12 protein-coding genes are annotated in these 16,640 nt (G+C 71.2%); 2 read left to right on the forward strand and 10 right to left on the reverse strand.

Annotated features, from left to right (window positions below):
* Window positions 1-1,692 (reverse strand): ABC transporter ATP-binding protein, encoded by a 1,692-nt coding sequence (locus ACGF3C_RS30815; protein WP_393227316.1) that lies wholly within the window; start codon window positions 1,690-1,692, stop codon window positions 1-3.
* 50 nt (window positions 1,693-1,742) lie between these two features.
* On the reverse strand, window positions 1,743-3,458 hold the full coding sequence (locus tag ACGF3C_RS30820; RefSeq protein ID WP_393227318.1) for an ABC transporter ATP-binding protein: 1,716 nt from the start codon (window positions 3,456-3,458) through the stop codon (window positions 1,743-1,745).
* A 150-nt stretch (window positions 3,459-3,608) separates the two neighbouring features.
* Here ACGF3C_RS30820 and ACGF3C_RS30825 point away from each other — a divergent pair, with 150 nt between their 5' ends.
* Window positions 3,609-5,288: a bifunctional 3'-5' exonuclease/DNA polymerase gene (locus ACGF3C_RS30825; protein WP_393227230.1), complete on the forward strand. Its 1,680-nt coding sequence runs from the start codon at window positions 3,609-3,611 to the stop codon at window positions 5,286-5,288.
* 264 nt (window positions 5,289-5,552) lie between these two features.
* The gene (locus ACGF3C_RS30830) at window positions 5,553-6,146 is read left to right on the forward strand and encodes a nucleotidyltransferase family protein (protein WP_357223121.1); all 594 of its coding nucleotides are present in this window, start codon (window positions 5,553-5,555) and stop codon (window positions 6,144-6,146) included.
* A gap of 131 nt (window positions 6,147-6,277) precedes the next feature.
* Here the strand turns inward: ACGF3C_RS30830 and ACGF3C_RS30835 are convergent, their stop codons facing one another.
* The 8 genes from ACGF3C_RS30835 to ACGF3C_RS30870 form a co-directional block, all read right to left on the reverse strand.
* Window positions 6,278-7,687 (reverse strand): GH1 family beta-glucosidase, encoded by a 1,410-nt coding sequence (locus tag ACGF3C_RS30835; RefSeq protein ID WP_393227232.1) that lies wholly within the window; start codon window positions 7,685-7,687, stop codon window positions 6,278-6,280.
* On the reverse strand, window positions 7,684-9,915 hold the full coding sequence (gene yicI, locus ACGF3C_RS30840) for an alpha-xylosidase (RefSeq protein WP_357223127.1): 2,232 nt from the start codon (window positions 9,913-9,915) through the stop codon (window positions 7,684-7,686). Before yicI ends, ACGF3C_RS30835 begins: the two co-directional genes overlap by 4 nt.
* Window positions 9,912-10,799 (reverse strand): carbohydrate ABC transporter permease, encoded by an 888-nt coding sequence (locus tag ACGF3C_RS30845; protein WP_357223130.1) that lies wholly within the window; start codon window positions 10,797-10,799, stop codon window positions 9,912-9,914. The genes yicI and ACGF3C_RS30845 overlap by 4 nt, the downstream gene beginning before the upstream one ends.
* 1 nt (window position 10,800) lies before the next feature.
* Complete coding sequence (locus tag ACGF3C_RS30850) at window positions 10,801-11,769, reverse strand: sugar ABC transporter permease (protein ID WP_357223133.1); 969 nt, start codon at window positions 11,767-11,769, stop codon at window positions 10,801-10,803.
* 69 nt (window positions 11,770-11,838) lie between these two features.
* Window positions 11,839-13,143 (reverse strand): ABC transporter substrate-binding protein, encoded by a 1,305-nt coding sequence (locus tag ACGF3C_RS30855; protein WP_393227235.1) that lies wholly within the window; start codon window positions 13,141-13,143, stop codon window positions 11,839-11,841.
* A 76-nt stretch (window positions 13,144-13,219) separates the two neighbouring features.
* The gene (locus ACGF3C_RS30860) at window positions 13,220-14,251 is read right to left on the reverse strand and encodes a LacI family DNA-binding transcriptional regulator (protein ID WP_357223152.1); all 1,032 of its coding nucleotides are present in this window, start codon (window positions 14,249-14,251) and stop codon (window positions 13,220-13,222) included.
* A 509-nt stretch (window positions 14,252-14,760) separates the two neighbouring features.
* On the reverse strand, window positions 14,761-15,654 hold the full coding sequence (locus ACGF3C_RS30865) for an amidohydrolase family protein (RefSeq protein ID WP_393227320.1): 894 nt from the start codon (window positions 15,652-15,654) through the stop codon (window positions 14,761-14,763).
* Window positions 15,655-15,737: 83 nt separating this feature from the next.
* Window positions 15,738-16,547: a metal-dependent hydrolase gene (locus ACGF3C_RS30870; protein WP_238672615.1), complete on the reverse strand. Its 810-nt coding sequence runs from the start codon at window positions 16,545-16,547 to the stop codon at window positions 15,738-15,740.
* Window positions 16,548-16,640: the final 93 nt, after the last annotated feature.

Consider the following 16,640-nt stretch of genomic DNA (forward strand, 5'->3'; position numbering starts at 1 on the left):
TCACCGCTCGTCGACGCGGGTGTGCCAGGAGCGCCACAGCGCCGCGTACGCTCCGCCGGCCGCGACCAGCTCGTCGTGGCTGCCGATCTCGGTGATCCGACCGTCGGCCAGCACGGCGACCCGGTCGGCGTCGTGCGCGGTGTTGAGCCGGTGCGCGATCGCGATGACGGTCCGCCCGACCAGTACGGCGGCCAGCGCGCGTTCGGTCCGGCGGGCGGTGGACGGGTCGAGCGCGGCGGTCGCCTCGTCCAGGATCAACGTGTGCGGGTCGGCGAGCACCAACCGGGCCAGCGCGAGCTGTTGGGCCTCGGCCGCACCGAGTTGACGGGCCCCGTCGCCGAGCTGGGTGTCCAGGTCGTCGGGAAGCTCGGCGAACCACCCGGCGCCCACCGTGAGCAGCGCGTCACGCATCTCCTCGTCGGTGGCGTCGGGCGCGGCGAAGGAGAGGTTGTCGCGTACCGAGCCGATGAAGACGTGGTGCTCCTGGGTGACCAGGGCGATCCGGCGGCGTCGCTCGGCCGGGTCGAGGTCGGTGATCGGGCAGCCGCCGATGGTGACGACGCCGTGGCGTGGCGCGTCGATCCCGGCCAGCAGCCGGGCCAGGGTGGACTTGCCGGCGCCGGACGGGCCGACGACGGCCAGCCGCTCACCGGGCTGCACCTCCAGGTCGATGCCGTGCAGCACGTCCGGCCCGTCGGAGTAGGAGAACCGGGCGCCACTGACCACCAGCCGCTCACCCCGTGACGTGGCGTTCGTGCCGGGTGCTTCCGGCGGGACCATGCCCACGCCGAGCAGTCGCGCGTACGACGCGAAGCCGCGTTGCGCCTGCTCGGTCCACTGCAACAGCCGGTCCAACGGGTCGATCGCCTGTTGCAGGTAGAGCGCGGCGGCGACGACCGCGCCGAGCGACACCATGTCCCGGGAGAGCAGGTAGCCCCCGACGAGCAGGACCATGGCGACCGGCAGCGGATAGCTGGCCTCGACGACCGAGAAGAACACGGTACGCAGCGCGAGGGTCGCCCGACGGGCCCGCCACACCGCTGTGACGCGGGTGGTGCCGTGTCGGATCCGGTCGTCGGCCAGCCGCAGCGCCTCCACGGTGCGCGCGCCCTCGGCGGTGGTGGTCAGCGTCTCGGTCAGCTCGGCCGCCGCCGCGCCCTCGGTGAGGTACGCGGAGCTGGCCCGGCGCAGGTACCAGCGGGTCACCGCCACGATCGACGGGAGCCCGGCCAGCGCGGCCAACCCGAGCAGCGGGTGCAGCAGGAAGACGGCCCCGAACAGCAACGTCAGCTGCACCGTGGCGATGACCATCGTGGGCACCACGTCCCGGACGGTGGTGCCGACCGTCGACACGTCGACCGAGCTGCGGGTGGCCAGGTCCCCGGAGCCGGCACGTTCGACGACCGAGACGGGCAGCCCGAGAGTCCGGGAGACGAACTCCTCGCGTAGCTCGGCGACGGCCCGTTCGCCGAAGCGGTGGCCGGCGTACTGGGCGTACCGGGAGAGCAGGGCGCTGACCGCGACGCAGCCGGCGATGGCCAGTGCCAGCCGGTCCACTGTCGCCACGCCCGCGCCCGCGGTGACCCGGTCGACGATGGTGCCCAGCAGCCACGGCGGGGCGAGCCCGGCGACCGCGGCGGCGCTGTGCAGCGCCAGCACGACCCCGACGGCGCGCCGGTGCCGGCTGATCATGTCCCGTAGGGCGCGGCGTACGGTGCCACGGTCGGCGACCGGCAGCCGGCTCACCGGTACGCCTCCTCGCTGCCGCGGGCCACCAGGTGCCGGTAGGCCGGGTCGTCGTCGAGCAGGTCGGCGTGGCTGCCGGTGGCGGTGACCCGGCCGGCGCTCAGAAGCGCGACCACGTCGGCCCGGCCGAGCAGCAGCGGCGACGTGGCGATCACCACTGTGGTCCGCCCGGCCCGCCCGGCCCGCGCGGCCCGCAGCCGCTCGGCGATCCGCGCCTCGGTGTGCGCGTCCACCGCCGACGTCGGGTCGACGAGGATCAGCACCTCCGGTTCGCTGCTCAACGCCCGGGCCAGGCGCAGCCGTTGGCGTTGACCGCCGGAGAGCGTCCGCCCTCGGGCGTCGATCGGGGTGTCCAGCCCGGCGGGCAGGGCGTCGACGACATCCTGCGCCGACGCGGTCCGCAGGGCCGCGCCGATCCGTTCGTCATCGTCGTCGGCCCCGGCTCGCAGGATGTCGCGCAGGGTGCCGGCGAAGAGGTAGGAGTCGTGGTCGGCGACGAGGATCCGCGCGCGGACCTCGTCCAGGGCGACCTCGCGCAGCGGCACGCCGCCCCAGGTGACGTCGCTGGCCACGTACCGGCCGAGCCGGTCGGCCAACGCCACGGCCGCCGCCGGGTCGTCCACCGCCACCCCGGTCAGGTGGCCGGCGCGCACGGTCAGGCCGGTCACCGGGTCGTGCAGGTCGGCCGGGTCGTCCGGCCCGGCCAGGTCGTCCGGCCGGCGTGCCTCGGGCACGGCACCCGGCCACCGGCGGCCCGGACCACCGACGTCGTCGGGTGTCACGTTGAGCAGGTCGGCGATCCGTCGGGCGGCGACCCGGCCGCGAATGAGCTGGTAGCTGCCCTCCAGCAGAAACCAGACCGGCACGATCAGGGTCGCCACGTAGCCGTAGACGGCGACCAGCTCGCCGATCGTGACGTCGCCGGTCACCGCCATCCGGGCCGTCAGCCACACCACCGCCGCCAGGAACAACCCGGGGATGGCGACGGTCGCCGCGTCGATCCAGCTGTTGACCGCGCCGACCCGGTAGCCCTCGGCGCGTAGCTCCTGGGACCGGGCCGCGTACCGCCGGGCGAACAGGTCCCGGCCGCCCACCCCGGCGAGCACCCGCAGCCCGGCGACGATGTCACCGGATCGGGCGGTGAGCGCGCCCTGTTGCCGGCGGTAGACCGATTCGACCTGCTCCAGGCGGCGCAGCAGCGGCCCCACGATCAGGCCGACCAACGGCACCCCCACCAGCACGCAGAGCGCGAGCATCGGGGAGACCGACCAGAGCACCACGGCGATCACCCCGTACGCGATGACAGCGCCGACGCCGGGCCCGGTCAGCGTCAGCACCTGCGCCGTCCAGTCGATGTCGGAGCCGCCGATGGTGGACACCTCACCCGCGCCGACCCGCCGGGGCAGCACCGCGCCGATGCGGGACAGGTGGCGCAGCAGAACCTCCGCCGAGCGGGCCTTGGCGTCCTCCCGGATGAAGGTCATCGTGCGGTGCCGCATGATGCCCAGGTAGGACAGGGCCACGCCCGCGACGACGATCGCCGCTACCCAGAGCGCCAGGGCCTGGCTGTCGCGTTCGCGCAGCCCGTCGTCGACGGCGCGGGCGATCAGGTAGGGCCGGGCCGAGAGCCCGATCATCCAGGCCGTGCCGATCAGGCTGCCGCGCAGCACCCGCCAGGGTTGGCAGCGGACGAGCCACCAGAGGTAGCGCATCGGACCGCGGGCGTCGGGGGTGCCAGGATCGGGATGCGGGATCTGGGGAGGCACCCGATCACGCTACCGACCGGCCCCGACAGCCCACCGGCCCGACGACGGTGAGGTGCGCCTCCGTTCCTGTCGGACGGGAGAGGCAGAATCACGTTCGTGCTGGTGGCGGTGGTGTCCGACGAGCGGGGTGGGGGAGTGCTGTGCCCGCTGGACGCCACCGGCCGGCCGACCGGCCGACCCGAGGTCGTCACCGATCTGGTCGCCGCGGTCGCCGCCCGCGAGGCCGCCGAGCACCCGCGCTGGGTCTGGTCGACCGCCACGGCGCTCTACCCGACGCTGCTGCGCGCCGGCGTCCGGGTCGATCGGTGTCACGACGTGGAGTTGACCGAGGCGTTGCTGCTCGGGCACGTGGGCCGTTGGGGTGAGCCCCGCTCGCTGGCCGCCGCCTGGGCCCGGCTGACCGGCGCGGCGGTGCCGCCCGACCCGCCGCCGCGCGCCGCAGCACCACCCGGGCACGGGCAGGGCGCGCTCTTCGACACCCTGCCCGGTCCGCCGGGCCCGGGCATCGAGGCACTGACCCAGGTGTACGCCGACCAGCTCACCCGCGTCGCCGCGACCGAGCACCCCGGCCGGTTCCGGTTGCTGGTGGCCGCGGAGTCGGCCGGCGCGCTGATCGCGGCGGAGATGGGTGTCGCCGGGCTGCCCTGGCGGGCCGACGTGCACAACGAGATCCTGCACGAGCTGCTCGGCGAGGCGTCCCCGGTCGGTGGTCCGCCACGCCGACTCGCCGAGCTGGCCGCCCGGATCGCCGACGCGCTCGGCGTACGCGGCCTGCACACCGACTCCCCGGCGGAGCTGCTGAAGGCGTTCGCCCGGGCCGGGGTGGAGCTGCCCAACACCCGGGCCTGGGTGCTGCGCGGGGTGGACCATCCGGCGGTGCCGCTGGTGCTGGAATACAAGGAGCTGTACCGGATCTGGACGGCGCACGGCTGGTCCTGGCTCGATCAGTGGGCCCGGGGCGGCCGGTTCCAACCGGAGTACGTGCCGGCTGGTGTCGTCTCCGGCCGGTGGGCCACCCGGGGCGGTGGCGCGTTGCAGATTCCCAAGGTGATCCGACGGGCGGTGGTGGCCGATCCGGGCTGGCGGTTGGTGGTCGCCGACGCCGGCCAGTTGGAGCCCCGGGTGCTGGCCGCGGTCTCCGGCGACGCGCGGTTGGCGGCGGCGGGCGGTGCCGGCGACCTCTACGCGGCCCTGGCCCGGGACTCGTTCGGCGGTGACCGGGCCAAGGCCAAGGTGGCCCTGCTCGGCGCGATGTACGGGCAGACCGGCGGGGCCGCGGTGCCCGCGTTGGCGGTGCTGAAGCGCAGCTACCCGACGGCGTTCGGTTACGTCGAGGCGGCGGCGCGTACCGGTGAGACGGGTGGGCTGGTGCGGTCGTGGCTGGGGCGGACGTGTCCGCCCGGCTCGGTCGGGTTCGGTGATCTCGACGACGAGCCCGCCGACCCGGAGCGGGCGGGTGATCCGCACAGTCCGCGGGCGCGTGCCGCCCGGTCCCGGGGGCGTTTCACCCGCAACTTCGTCATCCAGGCCACGGCGGCGGAGTGGGCCTCCACCTTGCTGGCCACGCTGCGGACGGAGCTGTCCGGCACCGACGCCGAGCTGGTCTTCTTCCAGCACGACGAGGTGGTCGTGCACGCGCCGGCCGATCAGGCGGACGCGGTCGCCGAGGCTGTCAATCGGTCGGGCGAGCGAGCCTCCGCGCTGCTCTTCGGTGCGACGCCGGTCCGGTTCCCACTGGACCTGTCCATCGTCGACTGCTACGCCGACGCGGCCTGACCCGTGCTCGCGCCATGATCAAGTGACGGGAAGGAGGTTCCAGGAGCCCTCTCGGCCTACTTGTCATCACTTGATCAACGGCGCCCGTCAGGGGTGGCAGCGGGGCGGAGCGGCTGCGGTCCGGTGTATAACGGTTGTGCTATTTCTCCTTTTCGCCCCGCCACCCCTGACTGGCGCTCCTCGTTGCAGTGTCCGTAGGAGGGGGCGGATCGGTCGCGGTCGCTCCCATGCTTGAGGGGGGCGCAGCTGAACGGGATCGCAGGAATGATCATCGCCGCAGGCGGGGGACGACGGATCGGTGGTCCCGAGGCGCTGCTGCACCAGGGCGACAAGCCGCTGGTGAATCAGATGATCGACACGATGACCGAGGCGGGCTGCGAGCAGATCGTGGTCGTCCTGGGCGCTGCCGCCGAGCAGGTCCAGGAGACCGCCGACCTGGGCAAGGCGACCGTTGTGATCAACAAGGCGTGGGGCACCGGGGTCGGCTCGTCCATCCGGGCCGGCCTGGCCGCCATGGACGACGTGGGGATCGAGGCGGTGGTGGTGGTGCCGGTCGACATGCCGGGCCTGACCGCCGAGGCGGTCAGCCGGGTGGCCGCGCTGCCGTACCCGGACGTGCTGGTCTGTGCCACCTACGACGGTCTGCGCGGCTACCCGATGCTCTTCGGCCGCCGGCACTGGCCCGGCATCGCGACCCTGGCCAGCGCCGACGTCGGCGCTCGGCCGTACCTGTTGGCGCACAAGGACCAGATCGTCGACATCGCCTGCGACTCGGTGGCCGACGGCAGCCGGGTCGACACTCCGGAGCTGATGGAGATGTACGGGCTCACCGTCCCGCCGCAGCGCGTCGGGGTCTAGGACCGCGCCGATCTTGCAGTTTCTGTCGCCGATACGCGTGGGATGCCCGGCATGTCGGTGCAGAAAGTGCAAGATCGCGTAAGGGTGGGCGGGTTGCCGGGCAGCCTCCTTGCGGGGCTGCCCGGCGGTGCCTACTCCGCCGCCTGGTCCAGCTCGCCGGTGGCGGCGAGACGCTGGTACCAGTGGGCGCTGTCCTTCCAGGTGCGTACCTGGGTGTCGTAGTCGACCCGGATGATGCCGAAGCGACGGTCGTAGCCGTAGCCCCACTCGAAGTTGTCCAGCAACGACCAGACGAAGTAGCCGCGCACGTCCGCGCCCTGCGCGCGGGCGTCGGCCATCGCGCCGATGTGCCGACGCAGGTAGTCGATCCGCCGCTCGTCGTGGATCCGGCCGTCGGCCGACACCACATCGTCGAACGCCGCGCCGTTCTCGGTGATCATCATGGGCTGGTTGGGGTATTCGCGCTGCAGGCGCAGCAGCAGCTCGGTCAGCGCCGGCGGGTCGATGTTCCAACCCATCGCCGTGTACGGGCCGGGCTGCGGCAGGAAGTCGACGTTCTCCGCGGCGACCCACGGCGTCGAGGTCGACGCGCCGTGCCCGTCGGCGTCGGAGCGGGCCGACACCCCGTCCCACGCCCGGACCAGGGTGCTGGAGTAGTAGTTGACCCCGAGCACGTCCAGCGGCACCGCGATCAGCTTCTCGTCGCCCTCGCGCACGAACGACCAGTCGGTGACGGAAGCGGTGTCGGCCAGCAGGTCGGCCGGGTACTCCCCGTCCAGCATCGGGCCGAGGAACGCCCGGTTGGCCAGGGCGTCGATCCGCCGGACCGCGTCCTGGTCGGCGGCCGAGTCGGACGCCCCCCGGATGACGTGCAGGTTCAGGGTCACCGACAGCTCGGCGGAGGGGGCCAGCTCCCGGACCACCCGACCGGCCAGGCCGTGCGCGAGGTTGAGGTGGTGCACCGCGGCCAGCGCCGCCGCCGGCTCGGTCCGACCCGGCGCGTGCACGCCGGAGGCGTAGCCCAGGTACGCGGAGCACCACGGCTCGTTGAGCGTCGTCCAGGTGTGCACCCGGTCGCCCAACGCACCGACGATGCCCGCCGCGTACTCCTGGAAGCGCAACGCGGTCTCCCGCGCCGCCCACCCGCCGGCGTCCTCCAACTCCTGCGGCAGGTCCCAGTGGTACATGGTGGCGACCGGGCGGACACCCCGCTCCAGCAGCCCGTCCACCAGCCGCGAGTAGAAGTCGATGCCGGCCTGGTTGAACCGGCCCGAGCCGCCCGGCTGCACCCGGGGCCAGGAGATGGAGAACCGGTACGCACCGAGCCCCAGGTCGGCGATGTGCCCGAGGTCGTCGGCCCACCGGTGGTAGTGGTCGGCGGCCACGTCACCGGTGTCCCCGTTGAGAGTCCGACCCGGTGTGTGGCTGTAGGTGTCCCAGATGGACGGTCCGCGCCCGTCCTCGGTCGCCGCGCCCTCGATCTGGTACGCGGCCGTCGCCGAGCCCCAGACGAAGCTCTCCGGGAAGTGGTGTTGCGTCATCGTTCCGTCCCCTGGATCTCGCAGATGTAGCCCGTCGAGGTGCCGGCCACCAGTTCGGCGCTGACCGTCCCACCCTCGTAGCGCACGTCGAACTCGGCGCCCGGCCCGTTGCCGGGTGACGGTACCCGTACCCGGGTCCGCTGCCCCTCGGCCGGTGCGTACACCCGCAGCCGCACATCGTCGGCCCACTCGTAGTCCGGTCGGTCGGTGCGCGAGCCGAACGGGATGACCGCGCCCGGTCGGGCCAGCACCGGCAGGCTGTCGAAGCAGTGCTTCTCGGTCAGCCAGGCCGGGCCGGTGACCTGCGCGCCGGTGACCAGGTGCGTCCAGGTGCCGGCGGGTACGTAGTACGTGACGTCGCCGTCGGCGCTGAGCACCGGGGCGACCAGCACGTCCGGGCCGAGCATGTACTGCCGGTCCAGGTGTGTCGTCGCCGGGTCGTCCGGGAACTCCAGGAACATCGGGCGCATCACCGGCGTCCCGTCGCGGTGCGCCTCCTGAGCGGCGGCCGCCAGGTACGGCATCAGGCCGAGCTTGAGGTGGGTGAAGTGCCGCAGCACGTCCACGGACTCCTCGTCGTACGCCCACGGCACCCGGTACGAGCCGGACCCGTGCAGCCGGGAGTGAGAGGAGAGCAGCCCGAAGGCGACCCACCGCTTGAACACCGCCGGGTCGGGAGTGCCCTCGAAGCCGCCGATGTCGTGGCTCCAGTAGCCGAAGCCGGAGGCCGCCAGGGACAGCCCGCCGCGCAGCGACTCGGCCATCGCGACGAACGTCGACTCGCAGTCGCCGCCCCAGTGCACGGGGAACTGCTGCCCGCCGGCGGTGGCCGAGCGGGCGAACAGCACCGCCTCGCCCTCGCCGCGTTCGGTCTCCAGCAGCTCGAAGACGGCCTTGTTGTAGAGGTACGAGTAGTAGTTGTGCATCCGCTGCGGGTCCGAGCCGTCGTGCCACACCACGTCGGTCGGGATGCGCTCACCGAAGTCGGTCTTGAAGCAGTCGACGCCCATGTCCAGCAGGGCCTTGAGTTTGCCGGTGAACCAGCGGACCGCGTCCGGGTTGGTGAAGTCGACGAGCGCCATGCCAGCCTGCCACTTGTCCCACTGCCAGACCGAACCGTCCGGGTTGCGGACCAGGTAACCGGCCTCGCGGCCCTCCTCGAAGAGGTAGGAGCGCTGCGCGATGTACGGGTTGATCCAGACGCACACCTTCAGGTCGCGCTCGTGCAGCCGGCGCAGCATCCCCTCCGGGTCTCCGAAGGTCGCCGGGTCCCAGATGAAGTCGACCCAGTGGAACTGACGCATCCAGAAACAGTCGAAGTGGAACACCGACAGCGGCAGCCCCCGCTCGGCCATCCCGTCGACGAACTCGGTCACCGTCTTCTCGTCGTACGAGGTGGTGAACGAGGTCGACAACCAGAGGCCGTACGACCAGGCGGGGATCCGGGCCGGACGACCGGTGAGGGCGGTGTAGCGGCGCAGCACGTCCTTCGGGTGGGGTCCGTCGATGACGTAGTAGGTGAGCGACTGGCCCTCGACGCTGAACTGGGTCTGAGCGACGACCTCGGAGCCGACCTCGAACGACACGTGCTCCGGGTGGTCGACGAAGACCCCGTAGCCGGCGCTGCTCAGGTAGAACGGCACGTTCTTGTACGCCTGCTCGCTGGCGGTGCCCCCGTCGGCGTTCCAGATGTCGACGGTCTGCCCGTTCTTCACGAACGGGCCGAAGCGCTCGCCCAACCCGTACACCGTCTCGCCGACACCGAGGGCGAGCCGTTCGTGTACGTGCCGGCGGCCCTCGGCGTCGGTGACGACGCCGATGCTGCGTGCGGTGGACGCGGTGACCAGCCGGTCGCCGTGCAGGAAGTCGACCCGCCACCCGTCGATGAGCGCGACCCGCGCGGTCAGCTCGCCGGTGGTCAGTGTCGCGCTGAGCCCGGTGACGTCGACGGTGACCGGGTGCGTGTCGTCGGTGCTCAGCCCGAAGTGCGGCTCGCGGGGCAGCCCTCCGGTGTGGTGGGCGATGGTCACGCCGATGACACCGGGGGCGGGGGAGAAGAACCGGACGGTGACCAGCGGGCGGTTGAGGGTGTCGCCGCGGCCGGTGATCTGACCGGTCGGTGCGAAGACGGTGAAGCCGCGCTCGTCCGGCTCGACCGACTCCACGATGCCGGGGCGCAGGACGCTGACGCCGGGGCGCAGCTGCCAGTACCCGTCGGTGAACTTCACTTCTCGGCTCCTGCCGTGATGCCGCGCGCCAGAGTGCGCTGGAAGATGAGGAAGAAGAGGATGGCCGGCACCAGGCTGATCAGCGCGCCGGCGTTGGTGGTCGGGGCGTCCATCAGCCGGTCGCCCTGCAACGACGCGAGCGCGACCGGAATGGTCTGCGTCCGGTTGTCGATCAGCATGACCAGCGGGATGAGGAACTCGTTCCACGTCCAGATGAAGAAGAAGATGAGCAGCACCGCGAGGGTGGGCCGCAGGTTGGGGAAGACCACCCGCCACAGCACGGTCCACTTGCCGGCGCCGTCCAGCGCGGCGGCCTCCAGCAGCGAGCGCGGGAACGTGCCCATCACCGAGGCGAGCAGGTACGTGCCGAACGCGCTCTGGATCACGGTGAAGATGATGATCACCGAGAGCTGGGTGTTGTAGAGGCCGACCTGCTTCGCCGCGTAGTACAGCGGGTAGATCAGCGCCTCCTGCGGCAGCATGTTGGCCAGCAGGAAGAGACCCACGATCCACAGCCGGCCCCGGACCCGGCCGATGCCCAGCGCGTACGCGTTGAGCAGTGACACGGCGACGCCGAGCACTGCCACCGAGCCGGCGATGACCGCCGAGTTCCAGAACTTCAGCGGGAAGTTGACAGCGGTCCAGTACGTGCGCAGACCCTTGGTGTAGAACTCCGTCGGCCAGCTCAGCGGGCCGCCCGACGAGTAGTCGCCGGGCGACTTGAACGCGTTGAGCAGCATGAACGCGAACGGCACCAGCATGACGAGCGCGCCGAGGGTAACCAGGGCGAGCACCACCCAGCGGCTGACACCACGGTGGTGTCGATCGCGTACGGGCCGGGCCGGCGTCACCGGCGCGGGGCTCGGTGTGAGCGTGACGGCCATGTCAGAACCCCCGGTCCCGGCGCTCGCTGCGGGCCTGCATCCAGATGAAGACCCCGGCCACCACCACGATGATCAGTGTCAGCACCGTGGAGATCGCGGAGCCGTAGCCGACCTGCAGCTTCTTGAAGAACGTGTAGTAGGCGAAGTAGCTCGGCACGTTCGTCGCGTTGTCCGGACCACCCCGGGTCAGCGCGAAGATCGGCCCGAACACCTTCAACGCGGCGATGGTGCAGGTCAGGGCCACCACGAAGGTCTCCGGCCGGATCTGCGGAAGGGTGATCGCCCGGAACCGGTGCAGCCAGTTCGCGCCGTCGACCTCGGCCGCCTCGTACAGCTCGGGGTCGACCCGCTGCAACGCCGCCATGAAGACGACCACCGGGTAGCCGATCTGCACCCAGATCATCACGGCCATCACGGCCGGCAGGGCGGTGCCCGGGTCGCCGAGCCAGTCATGACGTAACGCGCCGAGACCGACCACGTCGAGCAGGCTGTTGAACGCGCCGTCGGGGCGCAGGATCCAGCCCCAGACGATGCCGGCCACCACGACGGGCAGCACCTGCGGGAGGTAGAACGCGGCCCGCAGCGCGGCGGCGGTGCGGGGCTTGAACCGGCGGCCGACGACGTCGAAGAGCACCGCGGCGAGTAGCAGCCCCAGCACAGTGGGCACCACCACCATCGCGACGAGCATCCAGACGGTGTTGCGGAACGACGCCCAGAACACGTCGTCCTGCAGCAACTGCCGGTAGTTGTCCAGGCCGACCCACCGGGGGTCGCCGACGCCGGACCACTTGGTCAGCGACAGGTAGAGGGTGCCGACCAACGGCGCGCCGATGACCAGGAGAAAGAGCGCCGCTCCGGGGAGCAGGTAGAGCCAGTACGCCGCGTTGCGGCCGCGGCGTCTGCGGCTGGGCGCGGGCGGGGTGGGGGTCGCGGCCGGCGGTGTGGCGGCGACCGTCTCGGAGACTGCCATGGAAGATCCTTCCCGGCGGGGCGGGCGGGCGCGCGCCGGTCGTGCCGGTCGCGCCCGCTGCTCGCCGTGTCACTTGCCGGTGATCTCCTTGACGCCATCGGCGTACGGCTTGGCGATCGTGTCGAGAACCTGGTCGGCTGACTTCGAGCCGTTGATCAGACCCTGGAAGCCGGAGACCAGCACGTCGTAGTAGCCGGGGACCGGCCAGTCCGGGTAGAAGGCGAGCCCGTCGGACTTGCTGACCGTGTTGAAGTCCTCGATCAGCTTGCGGTCCTTCGGGTCGCTGATCTTCGACGCGTCAGCGGCGACCGGAACACCACCGTTGTTGCCGATCAGGTCCTGGATCTCCGGACGCAGGGTGATGTCGATGAAGTCGTACGCCAGGCTCTTGGCCTTGCTGTTCTCCGGGACGACCCAGAGGTTGCCGGAGGAGCCGGCCTGCAGGGTGTTGCCGGGGAAGAGGAAGGTGTCCCAGTTGGCCTTCATCTCGGTCTTGAACCGGCCGTACCACCAGCTACCCGAGACGATCATCGGAACCTTGCCGCCGATGAAGGCGGTGCCCATGTCCTCGGCCTTGAGGCTTGCCGAGTTCTTCGCGACGTAGCCCTTCTGCACCCACTGGGCGAAGGTGTCCGCGCCGTACTTGAGCGGGTCGGCCTTGAAGTCGACCGGGTTCTTGTAGAGCTGGTAGTTGTCGACGAACTGCCGGTCGCCCTTGGAGAGGGCGAGCTGGTAGAAGAGCTGCCCGGCCGGGTACTCGGCGCCGGCCATGCCCAGCGGGGTGATGCCCTTGCCGACGAAGGTGTCCATCGCGGCGGTCATCTCCGCCATCGAGGTCGGAACCTTGACGCCGTTGCTCTGGAACAGGTCCTTGTTGTAGTAGACGGTGACGTACTCGCCGTAGTTCGGCACACCGAACCACTTGCCGGAGCCCATCACGCCCTTGTCGCTGTACCGGGCGGTGGTCTGCAGGCTGGGGCTGAGCTTGCCGGCCCAGCCGCGCTTGTCGGCCTCGCTGCTCAGATCGGCCAGCAGACCCTGGGAGGAGAGCAGCCCGGCGGTCGCGTTGCCCTTGTTGTACTCCATGATGTCCGGGCCCTCGGACGAGTTGATGATCATGCCGGCGTTCTGCTGGATCTGCTCGAACGCCTTGCGCTCGAAGCGCACCTCCACGCCCGGGTGCTCGGACTTGAAGATCTCGATCGCCCGGTCCCAGCCGACCCCCATGGCACTGTTCTCGCTCTCGTAGTGCCAGAGCTTGAGGGTCTTGGCGTCACTGTCGTCCCCGCTGTCACCACCGCCGCACGCGGCCACGGTGGTCGTCGCCATCGCCGCCAGGGCGATCGCGGCGACGAGCCGGTGGAATCGCTGCATTAGCATCCTCCTCGTTGAGTATCTAGCCGGTACTTCACGGGGCCCGTCGTCGCGTTGCAGCGCGGCGGCGGGCCATTTACTGATCGGCCCCCATCAGCTGGTGGCTTCGGGGCACGGCGGTCGACCCACGGACCTCCAACGCGCACGGCAGCAGTTGCTGGTGACGAAGGTCAGCGGGGCCATCCAGCTGGCGCGTCAGCGCCTCGATCGCGATCCGGCCGAGCGCCGAACCGGGTGACGTCATAGCGGTCAGTGCCGGGGTGGCCAGCTCGGCGACCTGCGGCGAGGTGACCATCGAGACGACGGAGACGTCGTCGGGCACTGACAACCCGCGGCCGGTCAACTCACCGAGAATGCCGAAGATCGCCGTCTCGTTCATCGCCAACACCGCCGTCAGCTCCGGGGCCCGCGCGAACGCGGCGGCCAGGGCGGCCCGCCCGCCGGCGGCGCTGTCCTCGGCCGCGATCATCACCGGCTCCAGGCCGTGCCCGGTCATCGCCGCGGTGAAGGCGTCACGGGTACGCAACGCCGGCCCGTAACCGCTGGCCAACGTCGCGGCCGAGTGGTTGACGTAGACGATGCGCCGATGCCCGAGGCCGACCAGATGCGCGACAGCCTCCCGGACGGTCTGGTCGAAGTCGATGTCGACGTAGGAGAGCGTGCTGGTGTCGCCCGTGCGGCCGATCAGCACCAGCGGCACCCCCGCCTCCTGGAGCACCGTGACCCGCTCGTCAGCCAGCTCGACCTCCATCAGCACGACCCCGTCAAGCATCCGCTGACTGGCCAGCCGACGTAGGTCGTCGAGGTTGCCACCACCGACCGGCGAGAGCACCAGGTGGTAGCCGGCGACGCTGGCCGCGGCGGCGGCACCGGTGACGAACGCGGTCTCGGTGGCACCCAGGCCACGCTCGTCCATCGGCATCAGCAGGCCGAGGATCCGGCTGCGGCGACTGGCCAGCCCACGGGCCATCGCGTTGGGCTGGTAGTCGAGCTGCGCCATCGCGGCGAGCACCTTGTTGCGGGTGGCCTGCGAGATCGGCCGGGTGCCGGTGAGCACGTACGAGACGGTGCTGACCGAGACCTGTGCGAGGCGGGCGACGTCGTGCATGGTGGCCACCGCGCGCACCTCCTCCGGCCTGGGGTGGGACCGCTCCCGAACTTCGTCGAAGCGTTTCGACGAAGCGGTTCGACAGGACGCTAGGCCACCTGTTACGGCGACGTCAATAGCCGATGTCGAAAAGAATTCAAGGGCGCGCGGAGCCCCGCACCCTTGGATGCAGGGCGCGCGCCGCTCCCCGGTCGGTCAGTCGCACAGGACGGTCGCGGCCAAGATCCGCGCAAGATCGGGGATGTTGCTGCCTCCCATTCGCCGGAGGCAGCAACTTCAGGGAAGTTGCGCGGATCTTGGGTGCGGGGTGCGGGGTGCGGGGTGCGGGGTGCGGTGAAGGCGCGGGGCCTGGCCCGGTGGAGGCGTGCGGGGCGGCCCGGTGGGGTGAGGGCGAGGGGCGCGGCCCGGTGCGGCGAAGGCGAGGGCGCGGGGAGAGGGCGCGCGACGACGCGGTGGGGCGAACGCGAGGGCGAAGGCGAGCGGGCCCCGTGGGGCGCGGCGGGCGAGGGTCAGGGCAGGTTGAACAGGGTGGCGGCGTTGTTCCAGCAGACCGCGCGTAGCCAGTCGTCGCCCAGGTCCAGTCGGGCGAGCCCGGTCACCTGATCGGCGTACGGGTACGGGATGTTCGGAAAGTCGCTACCCAGCAGCACCTTGCCGGCCAGCCCCAACTCGCGTAACCGGGGCAACTCCTCGGCGGGGTAGGGAACGAACTGGTCGAAGTGGGGCGTGAACACCATTGTGGTGTCCAGTCGGACCCGCTCGTACGTCTCGGCGAGGTCCAGGAAGGCCTGGTAGTCCGGGGCTCCCATGTGTGCCACCACAGCGGTCAGTCGAGGGTGGCGGGCGAGTAGGGCGGCGAACGGTTCCGGGCCGGTGTGGGAGGTCCCCACCGGGGCGTGCCCGGCGTGCACCACCACCGGCACATCCGCGTCGGACAGCATCCCCCACACCGGGTCCAGCGCCGGATCGGTCGGCGCGAAGCCGCCGACCTGTAGGTGCAGCTTGAACACCTGGGCGCCTTCGGCGAGGGCTGCCTCGACGTACCCGGGGGCGTCCGGCTCGGGGTAGAACGTGGCCGAGGCCAGGCACCCGGGGGTGTCGCGGGCGAAGTCCAGCGTCCAGCGGTTGAGTTCCGCCGCCATGCCCGGTCGGTGTGCGTACGCCAGGGCGCTGAACGCCCGCACCCCGAGCCGGCGCAGGTGCGCGACCCGTTCGGCGTCGCTCCAGCGGTAGAGGATCGGCCATTCGGTGCCGACCAGCGGCCCGGCCGCGTCGAAGTAGGCCCACACCCGACGCAGCAGGCGTGGTGGCAGGAAGTGCACGTGCACGTCGGCGAGGCCGGGCAGCCCCAGGGCGCGGCAGAACCCCGGTACGCGGTCGTCCGCATCGGGTGGGACCGGCAGATGGTCGCCGCCTGTGCCAGGCGGCACAGGCACAGGCACCGGCACCGGCACCGGCACCGGCACAGGCACAGGCGCCGGATCGGTCATATGTCGATGTCGAATCGGCTCAGCACCGAGGGTGCGATCAGGCCGACGGTGGCGAGCGCGGAGACGACGGTCAGTGCGATGCGCATTCCGACCACTTCGGCCTTGCTGCCAACGCGCAGGGCGATGCTGTTCGGCAGGCCGATCATCATCCACATGCGCCGCTTGATGGGGATCGGCCAGAGGATCGGCACGCCGGCTCTGGTGATCATGTCGCCGAGGATGTGCACGAAGCAGCCCACGCCGAGCGCGGTGCCGATCAGTGGATAGCCGCGTCCGCCCGGCAGGTTGGCGAAGGTGAACCAGGCGGCCCCGGCCGACGCGAGAGTGATGATCACCCAGCCGGCCCGTTCGGCCCACTCGTCGAACAGCCCGCGCAGCGCCAGGCCGAACATGAAGAACAGGATGGTGATGACAGCCCACTTGCCGTACGCGGCGCAGAGGGCGGTGGTGCCCCAGCCGACCAGCACGGTGAACGGCAGCGTGTGGGTGAGCGTCCGGTGCCCGTTGTTGCGGCGTGGGTCCTTGCTGAGCTTCGTGGCGTAGTAGACCCCGAGGGAGATCTTCTCCATCACCTCGGCGGCGAAGAGCGAGAAGACTCCGAAGGTACGGGCCACGGTGGCCCCACCCTGGTTCTTGGTCACCTTGCCCGACATGTCGAGGTCGGGAAAGAGCGCGCCGCCGGCGCACACCGCGGTGCCCACCGCCAACGCGAGCGGCGACTGGTGGTAGTCGGCGAACTGCTCCAGTGCCCAGGAGCCAGCCAGCCACACCGCCGCGCCGGACAGCGCGTGTTGCGGTCCCATCATCTCGGCTCACCCTCCCCAGGGATCTTGAGCGCCCAAAACTACGCCACTGTAGTAAGCGTCGGCGTCGCAGGGGCATCACCCGGAAGGTCCACA

It is taken from the genome of Micromonospora sp. NPDC047762 (assembly GCF_043204655.1).
In the GTDB taxonomy this organism is placed as follows: Bacteria; Actinomycetota; Actinomycetes; order Mycobacteriales; family Micromonosporaceae; genus Micromonospora.

What these genes read in the sequence shown, in the direction of transcription:
- ACGF3C_RS30855 (WP_393227235.1), bottom strand. Translation starts at nt 13,143, where the DNA reads ATGCAGCGATTCCACCGGCTCGTCGCCGCGATCGCCCTGGCGGCGATG.
- ACGF3C_RS30860 (WP_357223152.1), bottom strand. Translation starts at nt 14,251, where the DNA reads ATGCACGACGTCGCCCGCCTCGCACAGGTCTCGGTCAGCACCGTCTCG.
- ACGF3C_RS30820 (WP_393227318.1), bottom strand. Translation starts at nt 3,458, where the DNA reads ATGCGCTACCTCTGGTGGCTCGTCCGCTGCCAACCCTGGCGGGTGCTG.
- ACGF3C_RS30830 (WP_357223121.1), top strand. Translation starts at nt 5,553, where the DNA reads ATGATCATCGCCGCAGGCGGGGGACGACGGATCGGTGGTCCCGAGGCG.
- ACGF3C_RS30850 (WP_357223133.1), bottom strand. Translation starts at nt 11,769, where the DNA reads ATGGCAGTCTCCGAGACGGTCGCCGCCACACCGCCGGCCGCGACCCCC.
- ACGF3C_RS30815 (WP_393227316.1), bottom strand. Translation starts at nt 1,692, where the DNA reads ATGATCAGCCGGCACCGGCGCGCCGTCGGGGTCGTGCTGGCGCTGCAC.
- ACGF3C_RS30835 (WP_393227232.1), bottom strand. Translation starts at nt 7,687, where the DNA reads ATGACGCAACACCACTTCCCGGAGAGCTTCGTCTGGGGCTCGGCGACG.
- ACGF3C_RS30870 (WP_238672615.1), bottom strand. Translation starts at nt 16,547, where the DNA reads ATGATGGGACCGCAACACGCGCTGTCCGGCGCGGCGGTGTGGCTGGCT.
- ACGF3C_RS30845 (WP_357223130.1), bottom strand. Translation starts at nt 10,799, where the DNA reads ATGGCCGTCACGCTCACACCGAGCCCCGCGCCGGTGACGCCGGCCCGG.